Genomic DNA, 16,789 nt, shown 5'->3' with positions numbered 1-16,789 from the left:
TGGCCCCAGTCTGGATTTCTATGGTATCAGGTGCACCCGGTAGAACCGCTGCGCGAGGTTGGGCTCCGTATCCAGGCACTGGAACGTGGCTTCCGTGGTGGTCATATTGGTCAGCTCCACCCAGTCCACCACCGTCAGGTTAGTCGTCGCTTCCACGACGTAATGGCCCGGCACCCCGCTTACCTGCAATTGTATCTGGCCCTCGGACGTCAGGCTGATCCCCACTATCTGCGGCGCTGCCGGCTGCGTCACGCTCAATACCGCATCGGCGCTCGTCACCGCCCCCGCCATGTTCGACACCACCACCGAATAGCTGCCCGCGTCGGCGGTCTGCGCCTTGTTGCAGAGGTAAGAACTGCTGGTCCCGTACGCCAGATCGGCGCCATTGAAACGCCACTGGTAGTGCAGCGGCGCAGTGCCGGTGGCCGTAACCGTGAAGGTGACGTTGCTTCCGGCCGTGACGCTCAGACTTTGCGGCTGCCCGGTAATCGCCGGCGGCACGTTAACTGTGAGGGTTGCACTGGAACTGGTGACCTGGCCCGCCACATTGAGCACTTCGACCGTGTAGCTGCCCGCGTCCGCCGGCTGGGCGTCGGTGACCGTGTAGGCGCTGCCGGTTGCCTCCGCGATGGGCATGCCCCCCAGATACCACTGGTAGGCCAACGGCGCGGTGCCGGTGGCGGCGACGGTGAAGGTGGCATTGCCGCCCTGGTTGACGGTCACGTCTTGCGGGTGCGCGGTGATGGCGGGCGGAACGTTGACGGCGAGGGTGGCGTCGGCGCTGGTCACTGTCCCGGCGATGTTGGTGACGACGACCGAGTAGCTGCCGGCATCGGCGGGCTGCGCGTCGGCGCGGGTGTAGGCGCTGTCGGTCGCACCGGCGATGGGCGCGTCGTTGAACCGCCACTGGTAGCTGAGCGGCGCGGTGCCGGAGGCGACGACCGTGAAGACGGCGCCGGCACCCTGGTTAACCGTCAGATTCTGAGGTTGGGTCGTGATGGCCGGTGGGACGTTGACGATGAGGAGGGCGTCGTCGCTGGTCACGGTGCCAGCGGCGTTGGTGACGACGACCGAGTAGCTGCCCGCATCAGTCGGCTGAGCGTTGCTGCGCGTGTAGGAACTGCCGGTCGCGCCGGCAATGGGCGCGCCGTTGAGTCGCCACTGATAGCTCAGCGGGATGGTGCCGGCGGCGGTCACACTGAAGGTGGGCGAGGCACCGGCAACGACCGTCTGGCCTTGCGGCTGGGCGGTAATCGAAGGCGGGGTATCTACGGGGCCGATGTAAACGAACTTGGCCGCGTCGGCGCTGACCAGGTCGGTATCCACGGCATCGTTCCCCAACTCGACATACCCGCCCGTCCCGGTGGCAAACGGCAAGTTGGCGCCGACCAGGAACCAACCGCCCTGGTTGACCTCGGTTGAATCCTGATTCTGCAAACTGCTGACGGTGCCACCGTTGTAGGTGACCCGGTAGGTCGCACCGGCCGTCCGGTTGGGACCAATCTGGTAATAGACATAGACATCGTAGTAACCGGCGACCCCGAGATCTGGCGTCCAGCGGCAACTGCGGGTGATCGAGGAACCGCCGGTGCCCGCGGTGTAGAGGTAGTTCGCCCCAATCTTGGGCACCGCGGTACTCGACCCAGTGCTCCAGGTCGCGCCGCCGGGGGACGTGTTGGACCAGCCCGGGTCTGTGTTATCAATTACGATCTCGGGCGCGGTGCTGCCGAAATTCGCGGTGATAGTCTTGTTGGTGGTCATGGTGACCGAGAGCGGGTTGACGGTGCCGGTGGCGTCGCCGGACCAGCCGATGAAGGTGTAACCGGTGTTGGTGGTGGCGGTCAGGGTGACGACCGCATTGGCCGTGTAGCTGGCCTGATCGGGGCTCTTGCTGACCGTGCCGCCGTTGCCGGCGGTGGCCGTGAGCAGGCAGTTGACGGTGAGCACGGCATTGGCGCTGTTGGTGGACCCGGCGCTGTTGGTGATCACCACGGAGTAAGAGCCGGCATGCGCGGCCTGGACGCTGGCGCGGGTGTAAGCGCTGCCGGTGGCGCCGGCGATCGGCGCCGAATTAAACCGCCATTGATAGCCGAGCGGGGCGGTGCCAGTGGCAGTCACGGTGAAGGTCGCGCTTTGCCCGGCAATGACGGCCTGGCTTTGCGGCTGGGCGGCGATGCCCGGCGGGATCACGTTTGTGATGACGGTCAGCACGGCATCCGAGCTGGTAACGCTGCCGGTGCCGTTGGTGATGACCACCGAATAGGAACCCTCATCGGCGGGTTGGACATTGCTCCGGGTGTAGGTGCTGGCGGTGGCCCCGGCGATGGGCGCCGCATTCAAGCGCCACTGGTAGGCAAGCGGCGCCGTGCCGGTGGCGGTGACGGTGAAGGTCGCATTGGCGCCCTGGCTGACGCTCTGATCCTGCGGTTGGGCGGTGATGGAAGGCGGCAGAGTCCCACCGAGCACAAAGTTCTGCTCGTACATGTTACCCGTCACCGCGCCGAGGGCCACGGTGACGCTGGCAACCACATTCGGATAACCAGGCTTAAAGGCAGTGACGGTGTACGTGCCCGGCGGCAGATCAATGAAGGCATAGAAGCCTGTTCCATCCACCATCATGCTGCGGGTGGCCGGCCCAGCGACAGTGACCGTGGCGAAGTCGGCCCAGGCGCCGGTCCCGGCGATCGTGACCGTGCCCATCATGTGGCCCTTGGTCGGCGCCGACTTCCAGGGCATGTCGGGGATGTCGTCCCAGGTCGGGGTCACGGACGACACCAGGGAAGGGCTGAAGCCAGACCAGGAACCGCCGCTGTAAGGCGTCTTGTAGCAATAGCCGCAGAATCCATCGGCGTAGTTGCCGGCGGGGGACGCATTGCGGGTCATCTGCAGTTCATAAGTGGCGTTGGCCAGGGAATTCAGGTAGATGCCGGGCCCGACAATCATGTGACGGTTGAACTTGCGGTCCTTCTCGAAGTTCATCCACTTCGTGTAATCGGTGGGCAGGCTGGCCCAGTTGTAGTAGGTCATCGGGACGTTCATGTCCACAATGCCTTCCTGCTGCCAGCTATCCCAGTCCGAGTAAACCTGGTAGTAAGCCCGCGTGGCTTGAAAGCTCGCGCGGCTGGAGGTGGCGGGCGAGGGATTCCAGGTGACGCCGGCGCAGGACTGCTTGACCGACGGTTTGGTCTTCTGAATGCGCGCATACATCTGCCGCATGAAGGCGGAGACCTGGTCGCGGCGCCATTGCTTGAATTGCTCGCTGCTGGACGCGGGGTCGCCGGTCAATCCGTAGCGCGCGTTGTACCGCGCCACGCTGGTGGGGTTGAAGCCCTCGGTGTCTGCTTCGAACCGAATGTAGTCATAGTGAATCCCATCTATGCTCCCATCAGTCCCATCCGGCCCGGCGGTCGTCTGGAAATTCACCAGGTCCATGTGCGCGTTGACCAGATACTCGAGGCACTTGGGGTGACCGGGGTCAAAGGCGCCGTCGCCGTTTTCGGCACCCGTGGTGGAGCTGACTCGCGTCGGCCAGTAATTGTCGAAGGTGGTCAGGCTGCCCGTCGGGGTGCCGCAATGCTGCGAGTAAACCGTGCCATTGCCGGTCTTGAAGGCCACCGACCAGCAGTGGACTTCGACGCGTTTCTTGCCGCCGGTGGTGTCGTGCGCGGCTTTGATCATAGCGGCCAGGGCGTTAAAGCCCGCCGGCGAGAGGCCTGACATATACGGTTCCCCCACGCCGGACGGATAGCAGACGTCGAACCGGCGGCGCGCCTGCACGATCACCATGTTGCAGTTGGCGTTGCGAATAGTCCCTTTGCTGTTGGGATCCCCCACCACGCCCAGCAGGTTGTCCACCTGGCTTTGGCTCAGGAAGCCGGAGCCCCAGGCGTCCACCCAGAATGCGCGATACTCAGCCGCGTTGGCGGAGCCGCCCAGGGTGATGGCGGCAAGTACGGCCACACTGCTGAGGAGCAAGCGGGTGATTAACGTAATACGAACATGGTTCTGCTTGTGTCTCATAACTTCAGTTTTCCGGCTTTTGTGTTAGTTACTGGCTACAGTTGTGCCGCCTGCGCTGGGTCAGCACATTCGAGAGTGGCTGCGTTCAATCCACATACGCTACGGCAGCAGCTTGACGCGGTAGAAGCGACTGGTGTGGGTGGTTTCAGGATCAATGTATTGGAATACGGCCCCCGTGGCGGTAAGGCTGCTGAACTGGGTCAGGCCGGAGGGGAGCGGGGAGCATTCAATGGCGAAATTACCCGGCCCGCCGCTGATCTGGAGTTGGAAGGTGCCGTCCGGCAGGCGGGTGATCGAATCAATGTGAGGCTGGTTGGACAGCTGGGTCACGGTCAGCACCGCGTTGCTGCTGGCGACGGTGCCGGCAACGTTGGATACCACGACCGAGTAACTGCCAGCGTTGGTGTCCTGCGCGTTGTTCAACGTGTAGGCGCTGCCGGTCGCGCCGGCAATAATTTCGGCGCCGAATCGCCATTGGTAGCCCAGCGGCGCGGCGCCGGTGGCGGTGACGGTGAAGGTGGCGTTGCTGCCGGCTGTGACGCTCAGATCTTGCGGATGAGCGGTAATGGTCGGCGCCACATTGACCGTGAGCACGGCGTCAGCACTTGGCAGCGTTCCCGCGATGTTAGACACCACGACTGAGTAGCTGCCCTCGTCGGCGGGTTGGGCATTGGCCACGGTATAGCTGGAGCCGGTCGCGCCACCGATGGCGGCGCCGTCCTTGCGCCATTGATAGCTCGGCGCGGGTGTGCCGGTGGCGACCACGCTGAAGAAGGCGTCGCCGCTCTGATTGACGTTCTGGTTCTGCGGCTGTGTGGTGATAGTCGGCGCCACGTTGACCGTGAGCACCGCGTCAGCACTGGTCACTTCCCCGGCGCTGTTGGACACCAATACGGAGTAGCTGCCCGCGTCGGCGGGTTGGGCATTGGCCACGGTATAGCTGGAGCCGGTCGCGCCACCGATGGCGGCGCCGTCCTTGCGCCATTGATAGCTCGGCGCGGGTGTGCCGGTGGCGACCACGCTGAAGAAGGCGTCGCCGCTCTGATTGACGTTCTGGTTCTGCGGCTGTGTGGTGATAGTCGGCGCCACGTTGACCGTGAGCACCGCGTCAGCACTGGTCACTTCCCCGGCGCTGTTGGACACCAATACGGAGTAGCTGCCCGCGTCGGCGGGTTGGGCATTGGCCACGGTATAGCTGGAGCCGGTCGCGCCACCGATGGGGGCGCCGTCCTTGCGCCATTGATAACCCGGCGCCGGAGTGCCGGTGGCGACCACGCTGAAAGTGGCGTTGCTGCCCTGGTTGACATTCTGGTTCTGCGGCTGAGCGGTGATGGCCGGCGCGACGCCCTCACCCGCCATTGCGAGGCTGTGATAGCCGCCGCCCGCAACTGCCACCACGTTGGCCATTAGACCGGGCGCATTGGCCTGACCGTTGTTGTTCAATCCCCAGGCTACGACCTTCCCATCGGCCTTGACCACCAGGCTGTGGTACAACCCGGCAGCAATGGCAGCCACGTCGGTGATGCCACCGGGCAATTGAGCCTGGCCGAAATCCGGGCTGCCGCCGGTGTCGTTGGTGCCGGCGCCCCAGCCAACCACCATTCCGTCTGCTTTCAACGCCAGGCTGTGATAGCCGCCGCCCGCAATCGCCGTCACGTTGCTCAGTCCAATCGGCACTTCGGATTGGCCGAAGTCCGGCGTGCCGCCCGTCCAAGTGGTTCCCGCGCCCCAGGCCACTACCGTCCCGTCCGACTTCAGCGCCAGGCTGTGGTAGGCTCCGGCGGCGATGGCCACCACGTTACTCAGCCCTGCGGGCACGGCGGATTGGCCGTAGTGCCGATTCATGCCGGTCTTGTTGGTACCCGCGCCCCAAGCCACTACTGTGCCGTTCGACTTCAACGCCAGGCTGTGGTAAGCCCCGGCGGCAATGGCCATGACGCCGGCAGCGGCGGGGGGGACAATCGCCTGCCCGTAGTGCGGGTCCGCACCGGTGTAGGTGGTCCCGGCGCCCCAGGCCGCTAACGTCCCGTCCGACTTCAACGCCAGGCTATGATAGAAGCCGGCCGCCAGACTCACCGCCTCGGTCAAGCTGCCGGGCACGATTGCCTGGCCATAGTTCGGATTCAGCCCGGTGCTGGTCTGACCAGCACCCCAGGCGACCACCGTCCCGTCGGCTTTCAACACCAGGCTGTGCTGCAGGCCAGCCGCCAGGTCCGACACGCTGGTCAGCCCCGCGGGTATATCGGCCTGGGTGTAAGTGTTCTGCCCCCACCCTGCCAACGGCCACAGTGACAGCAGGGCATTGGAGCTGGTGGTGCTGCCATAGTTGTTGGTCACCACGACCGAATAGCTTTGCATGTCCCAGGCCTGCAGTTTGGTCACCGCCAGGGCTGCGGTGTCCGCCCCGCTGAACTTGGTGCCGTTAGCCAGGTTGGTTCCGTCCCGTTTCCACTGGAAAGCCAGTGTTCCCGCGCCGAACGCCCCCACCGTAAACGTGGCGGTCGAGCCGGCGTTGGCGGTCTGGTCGGCTGGCTGCACGACAACGCTGGGCGGGAACGGCCCGACCAGCGTGGCGTTGGAACTCACCGCTGTGCCGTTCACATTGCTCACCATCACCGAGTAATAGGCCATGTCCGACCACTGCACGTTGGCGACCGTCAAACTGCTGGTTCCGGCGCCGCTGATATTGTCGCCGTCAGCCAGGTCCACGCCGTTCTTCCGCCACCGCCAGGTCATCGGCAGGGTGCCTATGGCGCTGGCCGTGAAGACCGCTGTGCCCCCGGCGGGCACTCCCTTATTCGCCGGCTGAGTTGAGATGCACGGGTCGAGCAGGTTCAGGAACGCGGAGTAGCTGGTGTTGGTGCCGTAGGGGCTGGAAACGATCACCTCATACGGCCCGGCGTTGGCGGGCTGCACGTTGTTCACGGTATAGCTGGTGGTGGTCGCCCCTGCGAGATTGGTGCCATTGAACCGCCATTGATATTGCAGCGTGCCCGTGCCAACCGCCGTAACATTGAACGTGGCGTTCATCCCCGCCCCCACGCCGATGTCAGCCGGTTGGACCACAATGGTGGGCGGCACAATAACGGTCAGCACGGCGTTGCTGCTGGTCACTGAGCCGACGCGATTGGTGATGAACACCGAGTAACTTCCGGCGTCGGCCGGTTGGATGTTGTTCCGGGTGTAACTGCTCCAGGTCGCCCCGGCGATGTTCGCCCCGTTGAAACGCCATTGATAGATCAGCGGCCGCGCTCCCGAGGCGACCACGGAGAACGTCGCCGCGTTGCCTTGATTATTGGTCTGGCTCTGCGGTTGGGTGGCGATGGAGGGCGGAGCCAGGACATACTCAAATTTGTAACCGTCGCTATACATGCGGGAGCTGCCGCTGAGGGTGCCGCTTGACCTGGTGAAGGTGATGGTTGGCACCGTCACGCCGGGGTTGAGCGTCATCCGGCCAACCAGTTCCCACGTGTTTGCGCCCCCAGATTGAAATACCGTTGTCGTGGCGGGCAAGCCACTGCAGCCGCTCTGGCCCACCGCCGCAACGATATCGGGGGATACACTGGCCCCGCAATGTGTGACATAGACGTCATAACTGCCGCCAGCCACCGGCAGTGTCGGCCGAAGTGTGACTGAAGGAGTTCCACCACCACCCGTGGCATACTGCACCTTGGCGGCCCCGATTAGACCCGAAGCCGAACTCTTGCAGCTTGAATATGCCACAAACCCCGCGTCCGTGTATGGTGGATTGGAATTCAGGCCTCCGCCTGGCAGGTAGCTCTCCACAATGACATCGTTCACCGCGATATCCACGGTCGTGAGCACGTAATCGGCGGAAACGGAGGTGTTGCCGCTGCTGTTCTTCGATCTGACCCGGTAGTGGTAAAGGGTGCTGGGGCTCAGCCCGTTCAGGACAACGGTGTGGTAGTAAATCGGGGTGCTGTTGGTGACCGAGGTGCCGTAACCGGTATCCGGGCCATACTCCACCACGCTGTCGGAACTCTGGTCGGTGGTCCAGGTGATCGTGGCCGAATTGGTGGTGACATTGCTGTCGGACACGTTGCCAATGACGGGCGCGCCAATGGGGGGATTGCCGATGCTGTTGGTGCGGATGGCGTCCCACACTTCCATCGGATGCAGTTCGGCGCGCCAGAAGTTGGCTCCCTTGTAGCCGCCGGTGGTGGCGGGATTCACCTGATTCTTGAGCGCGGTAAAGAACTCCGTTACTTGCTCGGCGTCCACCGTGCCGCTCCCATGCCATCCCTGGCCCAAACCCACAATCGGCTTGATCGAGTTCACCCATTTGCCGCTCAGGCCGTTCTGCCAATTCTTCCACTGGGTCGTCATCCAACTCACCATGTAGGTCGGCGACACCCCGATTTCGATCCAGTAATCCTGCGGCATCACCGCGTCACAGTAATAACCGAACTCCTTGAATGGGAACGTGCTGTGGTAGCTGATGATGGGAAACGGCGCGTGCGCCAGGAATTTGGTCGGCCAATTGCTGCGCACCGCCGAGCAAAGTTGCTCCGCCTTCACCGCGTTGTTGGGCAGATAATGGCTCTCCCACTCAATCTCGGCATCGAAGACAAAGCCGTCCGCGCCGACATTGAACACGTAGTCCGCCACGGCGATTTCGCCGGGGATGTCAATCCCATCCGAGCGGTTATACCCGAACACCCACAATCCCGCGGCATGCCCCGCGTTGACCACCTCCGCCGTGAACTGCGGGTTGGCGTCCGAGGGATAGAGCGTGGGGCCGCTGGCCGCTTTGATGATGATGTAGCGCAGGCCCTGATTCTTCAGGAAGATCATCATGCTTTTGAGGTCCGTCACGCTGGGCACGTTGCCGCCCATGTGGTTGACGGCATTGGGCAGGATGTAAATCCAGTCCCCCTTGCCCAGGTTCGACGGGTCAATGCCGCCATCCCGGATCACGGCACGGGCGGAATGAATCAGTTGGCATGCGAGGAGGACAGTCGCAACGCGGATTGCGGTTCGAATGGCACTACGTGTTAGGCACATCTTACCATCATAATGTCCAAGAAACATACGGGGAGGTCAAGCCTATTGCTGCTTTTTGTAGGGTTTCTCCCTACAAAATGATGTAGGGGGAAATACCGACAAATCGGGGCTGGCGGGGCCGTCGGCAGGGTCCGCGCCTTGCGCCAGAAGGCGAAAACAAGGCTTCGCTGGCGCGCGCGATTGCCGCACTTTCAGCCTAAGCGCTATGAATACAGTGGGTTACGCCGAAAACGCCCGCAGATGTCAAGGCTGTATCTACGGTGTGGGCACGGTGAGGATACGGTGTGGATACGGTGAGACTCCCTTGTGCGCCGCGGTTTCGTTGCCGGCGACCCCAAATCTCCAGGTATCCAGTAGAGGTCTGAGGGGGCTTGCGCCGGGACACTGCATTTGGATTGAAATCGCCTTGGCCCGCCCGCCACGCTATATTCCCGGGTAATGCGTCTCGGGCCGCTGACATTGGCGTCCAATCTGTTTTTGTCGCCTTTGGCGGGTTTCACCAACCTGCCCTTTCGCCTCACGGTCCGCGAGTTGGGCGGACTGGGCCTGGCGACGACCGATCTCGTCAACGCCCGTTCCTTGCTGGAGAGGAAGCCAAAAGCCCTCAAGCTCATCGAAACCTGCCCTGCCGACCGGCCCCTCGCCGTGCAATTGTTCGGGTCGGTGCCGGAGGAGATGCGTGATGCCGCGGTGCTGCTTGAGTCGCTGGGCATCGCGGCGGTGGACGTCAACATGGGCTGCCCCGTGCGCAAGGTTTGCCGCGTCGGCGGCGGCTCGGCCATGATGACCGAGTTGGGCAAGACTGCCGGGCTGGTGAAGGGGATGGTGGATGCCGTGAAGATTCCCGTCACCGCCAAGATGCGACTCGGGTGGGACGAGGAGAACATCACCGCCCCTGATCTGGCCCGGGCCCTTGAAGACGCCGGCGTGGCGGCGATCTTCGTTCATGGACGCACCCGCGCCCAGGGGTTCTCAGGGACGGTGAACCTCGCCGGCATCCGCGCCGTCGTGTGGGGGTTGCAGCGGGTGCCCGTGGTTGGCAACGGCGATGTGACCACTCCCCAGGCGGCCAAAGCGATGATCGACCAGACCGGGTGCGCCGGCGTGAGCATCGGTCGCGGCGCGTTCTATAATCCCTGGCTCTTCCACCACACCGTGCATTACCTGAAAACCGGCGAGTTGCTGCCCGAACCCGCCTTCGACGAACGTGTGCGCGTCATGTGCCGCCACCTCGACCGGATGATTGAAGTCTTTGGCGAAACACACGGCTGCCGGATGTTCCGCAAGATCGCGCCTTGGCATGCCCGACGTTTCGGCCCAGCCAAAGAATTCAACCATCACGTCGTGCGCGTTTCCAGCCGCGCCGAGTTCCTCGCGGTGCTTGAGCGCTACCGCCGCTGGCGCGGGCAGTTCGAGGATGAAAACGGCGAACTCAAACCCCGCTTCCGCCCGGCGCCTCTGACCGCTTCCTTCATGCAAGCGCCCGGCACAGCCTCGCGTGGACCTATTCCCCTCCCCAAAGGCCCGGTCGAGGTCTGGTGAGGAGCTTGCCCCTGAGGCATTGCCGGAGAAGCTTCGAGGTTTCCGCAGCAGCCAACCCAGCAGGCCTGATCGGTCTGGCGCCGGGAGTTGTCAGTTTACTGTCCTGCAGAGTTGTGCAAACCTGAGAGAGTATGAATGCTCACTGGCGCCGCGTGGCTGGCATACTGCTGGTCTGCGCTTTGGACGTCCGGGTATGGGCCGGCGGCAGCGGCCTCAACGTTGTCGTCGTGGTGAATCAGAACAGCACCAACTCCGTTCAGTTGGGCAACTACTACTGCGAGAAACGACAGGTTCCACCGCAGAACCTCCTGCGCGCCAGTTGGTCGGGCGGCAAGATTGTGTGGATGAAATCCGACTTCGAGTCCGTCATTCTCAATCCCCTGCGCTCGATGCTCGCCGCGCGGCAGTTGACCAACCAGATTGACTACGTGCTCTTGTCCATGGATTTCCCGTATCGCGTGGACAACGGGGGAAGCGCGATGGCGAGCGGCACCAATAGCACGACGTCCGCGCTGTTCTACGGATTCAAGACGGATTACCCACCGCTCGTCAATCCCGGCTCCTGTTCCCTGCCGCCGGCCAGTTCCAATGCCTATGCCGGCAGCGAAGGTCTGTTCCGCTCCGTCGCTCCGGGCAGCAGCAGGACCAACTTCCTGGCGGTGATGTTGACCGCGAGCAACCTGGCCCAGGCCAAGCTGGTGATTGACCGCGCAGTGGCCTGCGACGGCACCTTTGCCACGCAGACGGTTTATCTCGCCAAGACCACCGATCTGGATCGCAATATCCGCTACGCCCAGTTTGACAACGCTATCTTCAATGCGCGTTTGCGCGCCAATTACTCCATCCAGCGCACCAACGCCAACCCGGGCTCTGCCTTGGGAGTCATCCTCGGCCTCGAAAGTGGAACGGGCGATCGCGGCCTGATCGGCACGAGCTCGTTTGTGCCCGGCGCCCTGGCCGACAATCTGACCTCCTGGGGCGGCTGCATTTTTGAGTACAGCGGCCAGCTCAGCATCATTGCGTTCCTGAACGCCGGTGCGGCAGGCTGCCATGGTACTGTCATCGAGCCTTGCGCCTACCTGGCTAAATTCCCTTCGCCGCAGAACCATTTCTACCAAGCGCGCGGGTTCACCATGGCTGAGTGCTACTACCAAAGCCTCACCAACCCCTACCAGGGCCTGCTCCTCGGCGACCCCCTCGCTGCCCCATTCGCCTCGTTTCCTGCCGGCGCCTGGAACAGCCTGCCCGCCGATTCCCTCCTTAAGGGCACAACCAATCTCTCCGTTCAATTCACCGCCGCTGATGCGCGCCATCCGGTGCAGCAGGTGGACCTGTTCGTGGACGGCACCTTCGCCCAAACCCTTACCAACATACCGCCACGAACCAATAATGTGCTGCATCTTACGCTCAACGGTTACCCAACCAACTACACGGTGCCCGCTGCCGCCACTATCCAATCCGTCGCCTCCAACCTCGCCCTGCGCTTGAACCACACTTCCTATAGCAACGCCACGAAAGTCAAAGCCTTCGCGTATGGCGATCGCGTCGAACTGCGGTCGCTCAACCGTTCCAAACCGGGTTGGCAGACCACCCTGACGGTCAGCAACTCGGCCGGGACCGCCTCCGCCCTGACGTCGTTTGTTGTTCCCAGCGCCGGTGTCTTCCTGGATACGATCGCCTACGGGATGCGCGGCTTCACCAACATCGGCAGCGCGCCGGCCATCGGCGCCTACCTGCGCATCACTCTCACCAAGACCAACGGCGCGGTCGTCACGCTGGGCATCACCAACAATGTCGGCGGCAACACCCTGCCGGCGCTCACCCAGGGGCTGGTAAACATGGTCAACACCAATGCGGCCCTGCAAGGCAGCGACGGCGTTGTGGCGGAGGATTTCATGGCTTACGATCCTTTTACCGGCCAGCTAAACCCACGGTTCAATTTGCGCGCCCGGTCCGCCGGCTGGGACGCCGCGCAGTTCCAGGCCAGCCTCTCCGGTTCGCCGGCCTTTACCATCCAGCCGGCAGGCACGCAGAAGCTCGAGCAGAACCTCGCCGACTTGCAGCCCCGCAACCATCTCTACGTCAACGCCGGACTGACCAACCTGCCGCTGACCTTCGCCTTCAACACCACCACCCAGGCCGACGGCTATCATGAATTGACGGCGGTCGCCTACGAAGGCAGCCATGTCCGCACACAAAAACGAGTCGCCCAAACCGTGCGCATTCAGAACAGCCCGCTCTCCGCCGCTTTCACCACGCTGCTCGGCGACACTAACTCCGCGCTCGAAGCCACGCTTCAGTTCTTGGTCATCGCCAACACGAACAACATCAGCAAGATTGAGCTGTTCAGCACCGGCGGCTCGCGCGGCAGCGTCCTCAACCAGTCGAATGCGTTGTTTTCTGTCGCCGGCTCCGATTTGGGCCTGGGCCTCCACCCCTTCTACGCGCTGGTCACGGCAAGCAACGGGAAGCAGTATCGCACGGAAACCAAATGGATCCGGCTGGTCGGCGCGGACTCGCCATTTCGGGTAACGGTCTCGGCGCCGCCGGCGAGGCTCTCCTGGTCCGCCGCCGCCGGGCGGAGCTACGACATCCTGACCGCGACCAACGTCACGAATGCCTTCCAGCTCGGTGCCACCCTGACGCCAACCAACTCGGCCGCGCGTTGGACGGACACCAGCCCGGCCGCGTCGCGCCGCTTTTATCGTGTGCGCACTTCGCACTGAGTGTATATTACGCGCTCACTGCGGAAGTTTGAATGGCTGAATCCTTGAACAAGTCTGATTAGGCAAGCATGACAAGCTACCTCCACCGCCGTTTTGCGCTTGGAGCGCAGAGCCTTGCGCTGCTATTCATTATCACCCTTGCCCTGCCGATGTTGCTATCGGCCCCCGCTCGCGCGGCCGACACCTTCAATTGGGACACGAACCGTAATCGCGTCACCGCCGACATCAAATCCGGCAGCCTCCTCCCGCTCCTGAAACAAATTGGCTCCGCAACCGGCTGGCAGATCTTCCTCGAACCCGATACCACCTGCACCGTTTCCGCCAAGTTCGACCGCTTGCCTCCCGGCGAAGCCCTGCGGTTGCTCCTGCGCGACCTGAACTTCGCGCTGGTTCCCCAGACCAACTCCGCCTCCCGGCTGTTCGTCTTCCGCACCACGATGCAGAACGCCACCCAGTCCATCCGCGCCGGCGGCCCCGAACTTTCCGCCCACGGGGGAAAGATCATCCCCAACGAACTCATCGTCCGCCTCAAGCCAGGCGCGAACATAGACGAGATCGCCCGGCTGCTGGGCGCCAAGGTCATCGGTCGCATTGACAGCCTCAACGCGTATCGTCTCCAGTTCGAGGACGCCGCCGCCGCGGAAGCGGCGCTCGCCCAGCTCACTGCCAACCCCGATGTCACTTCGGTGGAAAGCAACTTCTCGCTTGATCGGCCGGCGGCACCGCGATCCGCGGGTCCCCTGGGTTCGCCGCCGCTGAACCTGCAGCTCAAACCGCCGCCGGCCGACGGCCGCATCATTGTCGGCGTGGTGGATACGGCCATGCAACCGCTCTGTGGTGATCTGAACCAGTTCCTCCTTAAGCCCATTTCCGTGGCCGGCGCCGCGCAGCCGGCCCCGAGCGCTCCCACGCACGGCACCGCGATGGCCGAGACAGTTTTGCGCAGCGTGCAGGCAATGACCAAGGGCAAGACCGCCGTGCAAATCCTCCCAGTGGACGTCTATGGGCCCAACCCGACGACCAGCTCCTTTGATGTCGCCAACGGTATCGTGCAAGCCGTCAACGGCGGTGCGCGCATTATCAACCTGAGCCTTGGCAGCCAGGGCGACAGCCCGATTCTGCGCAGCGTCGTCCAGGATGTGCGGAAGCAGAACATCCCCGTCTTTGCCGCCGCCGGCAATGAACCAGTGACCACCCCGTTCTACCCGGCGGCCTATCCCGAGGTCACCGCCGTGACGGCCATTGATCAAGGCCGGGTTGCCAGTTACGCCAATCGCGGCAGCTTCGTCTCGTTGGGCACGCCCGGCACCAGCATTGTCTGCCACGAAGGCGCCAACTACTTCGTCGTAGGCACCTCCGCCGCCTCGGCTTTCGCCAGCGGCATTGCCGCCGGCTACCTGGATGCCACCCAGAATAGCGTCGCCCAGATGCAGAGCTTCATGCAGGGCAGTTTCGGCGTCCAAATGGGTCCGGGCCAGTGATCCGCCGGCGGCTGCTGGCGCCGGATTTGCCGCTTGCGCGCGCCTTGTGGCGGATTAACTTCCCACTGTGGATTGGTTTGCTGACCGACACCTCTTCCTGCTGGCTGTAGTCGTTTACGGCCTCAGCATGATCTACTCGGTGTTCCTTTGGCGCAACGGTTTCCGCCGGGATGACCGCATCAATTACCTGCTCCTGCTGCTCGCTTTTGGCCTTCACACCGCCGCCATGCTGCAGCGCGGCTTTCGCCTGGACCGCTGCCCGGTCCATAACCTCTACGAGGCCACTATCTTTGTTATGTGGTCCATCGTGGCCCTCTACCTGGCGCTCGGTCTCTGGACGCGGCTGCGCTTCCTTGGCGCATTTGCGTCACCGGGGCTTTTTGCCCTCGGCGTCTTTGCTCTGATGCCCGGCCTTGACGCTCCAGCGGGCGCCCGGCCCGAACTTTCTCCAGCCTGGACCAGCCTGCATGCCGCTTTGCTCTCGCTCTCCTATGGCGCGCTGGGCCTCAGCGCGGTGGCGGCCCTGATGTTTCTGACGCAGGAACGTGATCTCAAGTTTCACAAGCTGCACGCCATTTTCTCCCTCATGCCACCTATTCAGCGCCTCGAGGTGGTTGTCGGGCGACTGCTGGTGGCCGGCTTCGTGCTCCTGACCCTCGGGCTGGCCGGCGGCGTGGTGGACCTGGCCCGGCTCGACAACGCGAGCGCGTACCGTGGCGACCCAAAGATCGTGTGGTCCGTCGGAGTCTGGCTGCTCTACCTGGGGCTGATTGTGATGCGGTGGAAGTTCGCGCAGGGAGGCCGCCGGTTCGCTCTGAGCGTCGTTGGCAGCTTTCTCTTTGTGCTCCTGACCTTTTGGGGCACCAACGTGTTGAGCCCGCTACACCACCCCTAAAGGCATGCTTGTCCTCGTCGGCCTGAGCCATCACACCGCACCGGTCACCGTGCGGGAGCAATTTGCGTTTCCGGACGAGCGCATGCCCGGCGCTCTTCTGTCGCTTCGCGAATCCGGTGTCGCCGACGAAGCGGTCATCCTGTCCACCTGCAACCGTGTCGAGCTCTACGCCGTCACCCGCCTGGAGCCGCCCCGCGCTTTCACCGCCTTGCGGGAGTTCCTGGTTAACTGCCGTAATTACCGCGATCCCCTCACCGACGAGTTCTACTCCTTCAGCGAGCCGCAGAGCCTCCACCACCTCTTCAAAGTCGCCTGCGGCCTCGACTCGATGGTGCTGGGCGAAACGGAAATCCTTGGCCAGCTAAAGAAGGCTTACGACCTGGCGCTCCAGAATGGCCATACCGGCGCCCGGCTCAACAAGGCCTTCCAACGCGCCTTCCATGTCGCCAAACACGTCCGCACCGAAACCAATATCCAGCGCGGCAGCGTCTCCGTCGGTTCCGTCGCCGTCGAATTGGCCGAGAAGATTTTCAGCCGGCTCGGCGACCGCGAGGTGCTGGTCGTCGGCGCGGGCGACACCAGCGAGAAGACCGCGCGGGCACTGCTCTCGCGCGGCGCGCGCAGCATCCTCGTGTCCAACCGCTCGCACGACAAAGCCGTCGCGCTGGCCCATGAACTGGGCGGCGAGGCTGTGCCGTTCGACAACTGGGCCGCCGAGTTTGCGCGCGTGGACATCGTCCTCAGCTGCACCTCCGCGCCGCATTTCATCCTCGACCGCGCCCGGCTGGAGCCGCTGATGAAGCTCCGCCGCAACCGTCCCCTGCTGCTGATTGACCTCGCCGTGCCCCGCGACATCGAGCCGGAGGTTAACTTCGTGGAGAATGTCTATCTCTACAACATAGATAACTTGCAAGCCATCGCCGACGGTTACCTCAAGCAGCGCCAGGCGGAGGTCGCCCGCTGCGAACAGATCATCCGGGAAAAGGCGGAGGCGCTGCTCGTCCACCCGCATTCTCCGCCGCCCAGTTCCACCACCCGCCTCGCACTCAATCCCGATCAATCTCCCCTAAAACTTATGTGACCATTCAACCCATTTAACC

At 63.4% G+C, this 16,789-nt stretch carries 7 protein-coding genes; 5 read left to right on the top strand and 2 right to left on the bottom strand.

Going from position 1 to position 16,789, the window contains the following annotated elements:
- Positions 1-18: 18 nt before the first annotated feature.
- Entirely contained in the window at positions 19-4,020 is a 4,002-nt protein-coding gene (locus P5205_04770) for an immunoglobulin domain-containing protein (GenBank protein ID HSA09665.1), read from the bottom strand.
- Positions 4,021-4,119: 99 nt separating this feature from the next.
- Positions 4,120-8,958, bottom strand: coding sequence for an immunoglobulin domain-containing protein (locus tag P5205_04765; GenBank protein ID HSA09664.1), 4,839 nt, complete (start codon positions 8,956-8,958; stop codon positions 4,120-4,122).
- Between the two features lie 525 nt (positions 8,959-9,483).
- Between P5205_04765 and dusB the strand changes: the two genes are divergently transcribed.
- The 5 genes from dusB (at position 9,484) to hemA (ending at position 16,770) form a co-directional block, all read left to right on the top strand.
- Complete coding sequence (gene dusB, locus P5205_04760; protein ID HSA09663.1) at positions 9,484-10,587, top strand: tRNA dihydrouridine synthase DusB; 1,104 nt, start codon at positions 9,484-9,486, stop codon at positions 10,585-10,587.
- A 131-nt stretch (positions 10,588-10,718) separates the two neighbouring features.
- Positions 10,719-13,313 (top strand): TIGR03790 family protein, encoded by a 2,595-nt coding sequence (locus P5205_04755; GenBank protein ID HSA09662.1) that lies wholly within the window; start codon positions 10,719-10,721, stop codon positions 13,311-13,313.
- A 68-nt stretch (positions 13,314-13,381) separates the two neighbouring features.
- Positions 13,382-14,794 carry a S8 family serine peptidase gene (locus P5205_04750; GenBank protein HSA09661.1) on the top strand — a complete coding sequence of 471 codons (1,413 nt, stop codon included), beginning with the start codon at positions 13,382-13,384 and terminating at the stop codon, positions 14,792-14,794.
- 67 nt (positions 14,795-14,861) lie between these two features.
- Positions 14,862-15,689, top strand: coding sequence for a cytochrome c biogenesis protein CcsA (gene ccsA / locus P5205_04745; protein ID HSA09660.1), 828 nt, complete (start codon positions 14,862-14,864; stop codon positions 15,687-15,689).
- A 4-nt stretch (positions 15,690-15,693) separates the two neighbouring features.
- Positions 15,694-16,770 (top strand): glutamyl-tRNA reductase, encoded by a 1,077-nt coding sequence (hemA, locus tag P5205_04740; protein ID HSA09659.1) that lies wholly within the window; start codon positions 15,694-15,696, stop codon positions 16,768-16,770.
- Positions 16,771-16,789 lie beyond the last annotated feature (19 nt).

Source organism: Candidatus Paceibacterota bacterium, assembly GCA_035452965.1.
Classification (GTDB): domain Bacteria; phylum Verrucomicrobiota; class Verrucomicrobiia; order Limisphaerales; family UBA8199; genus UBA8199.
This window is presented reverse-complemented; position numbering and strand designations above follow the sequence as displayed.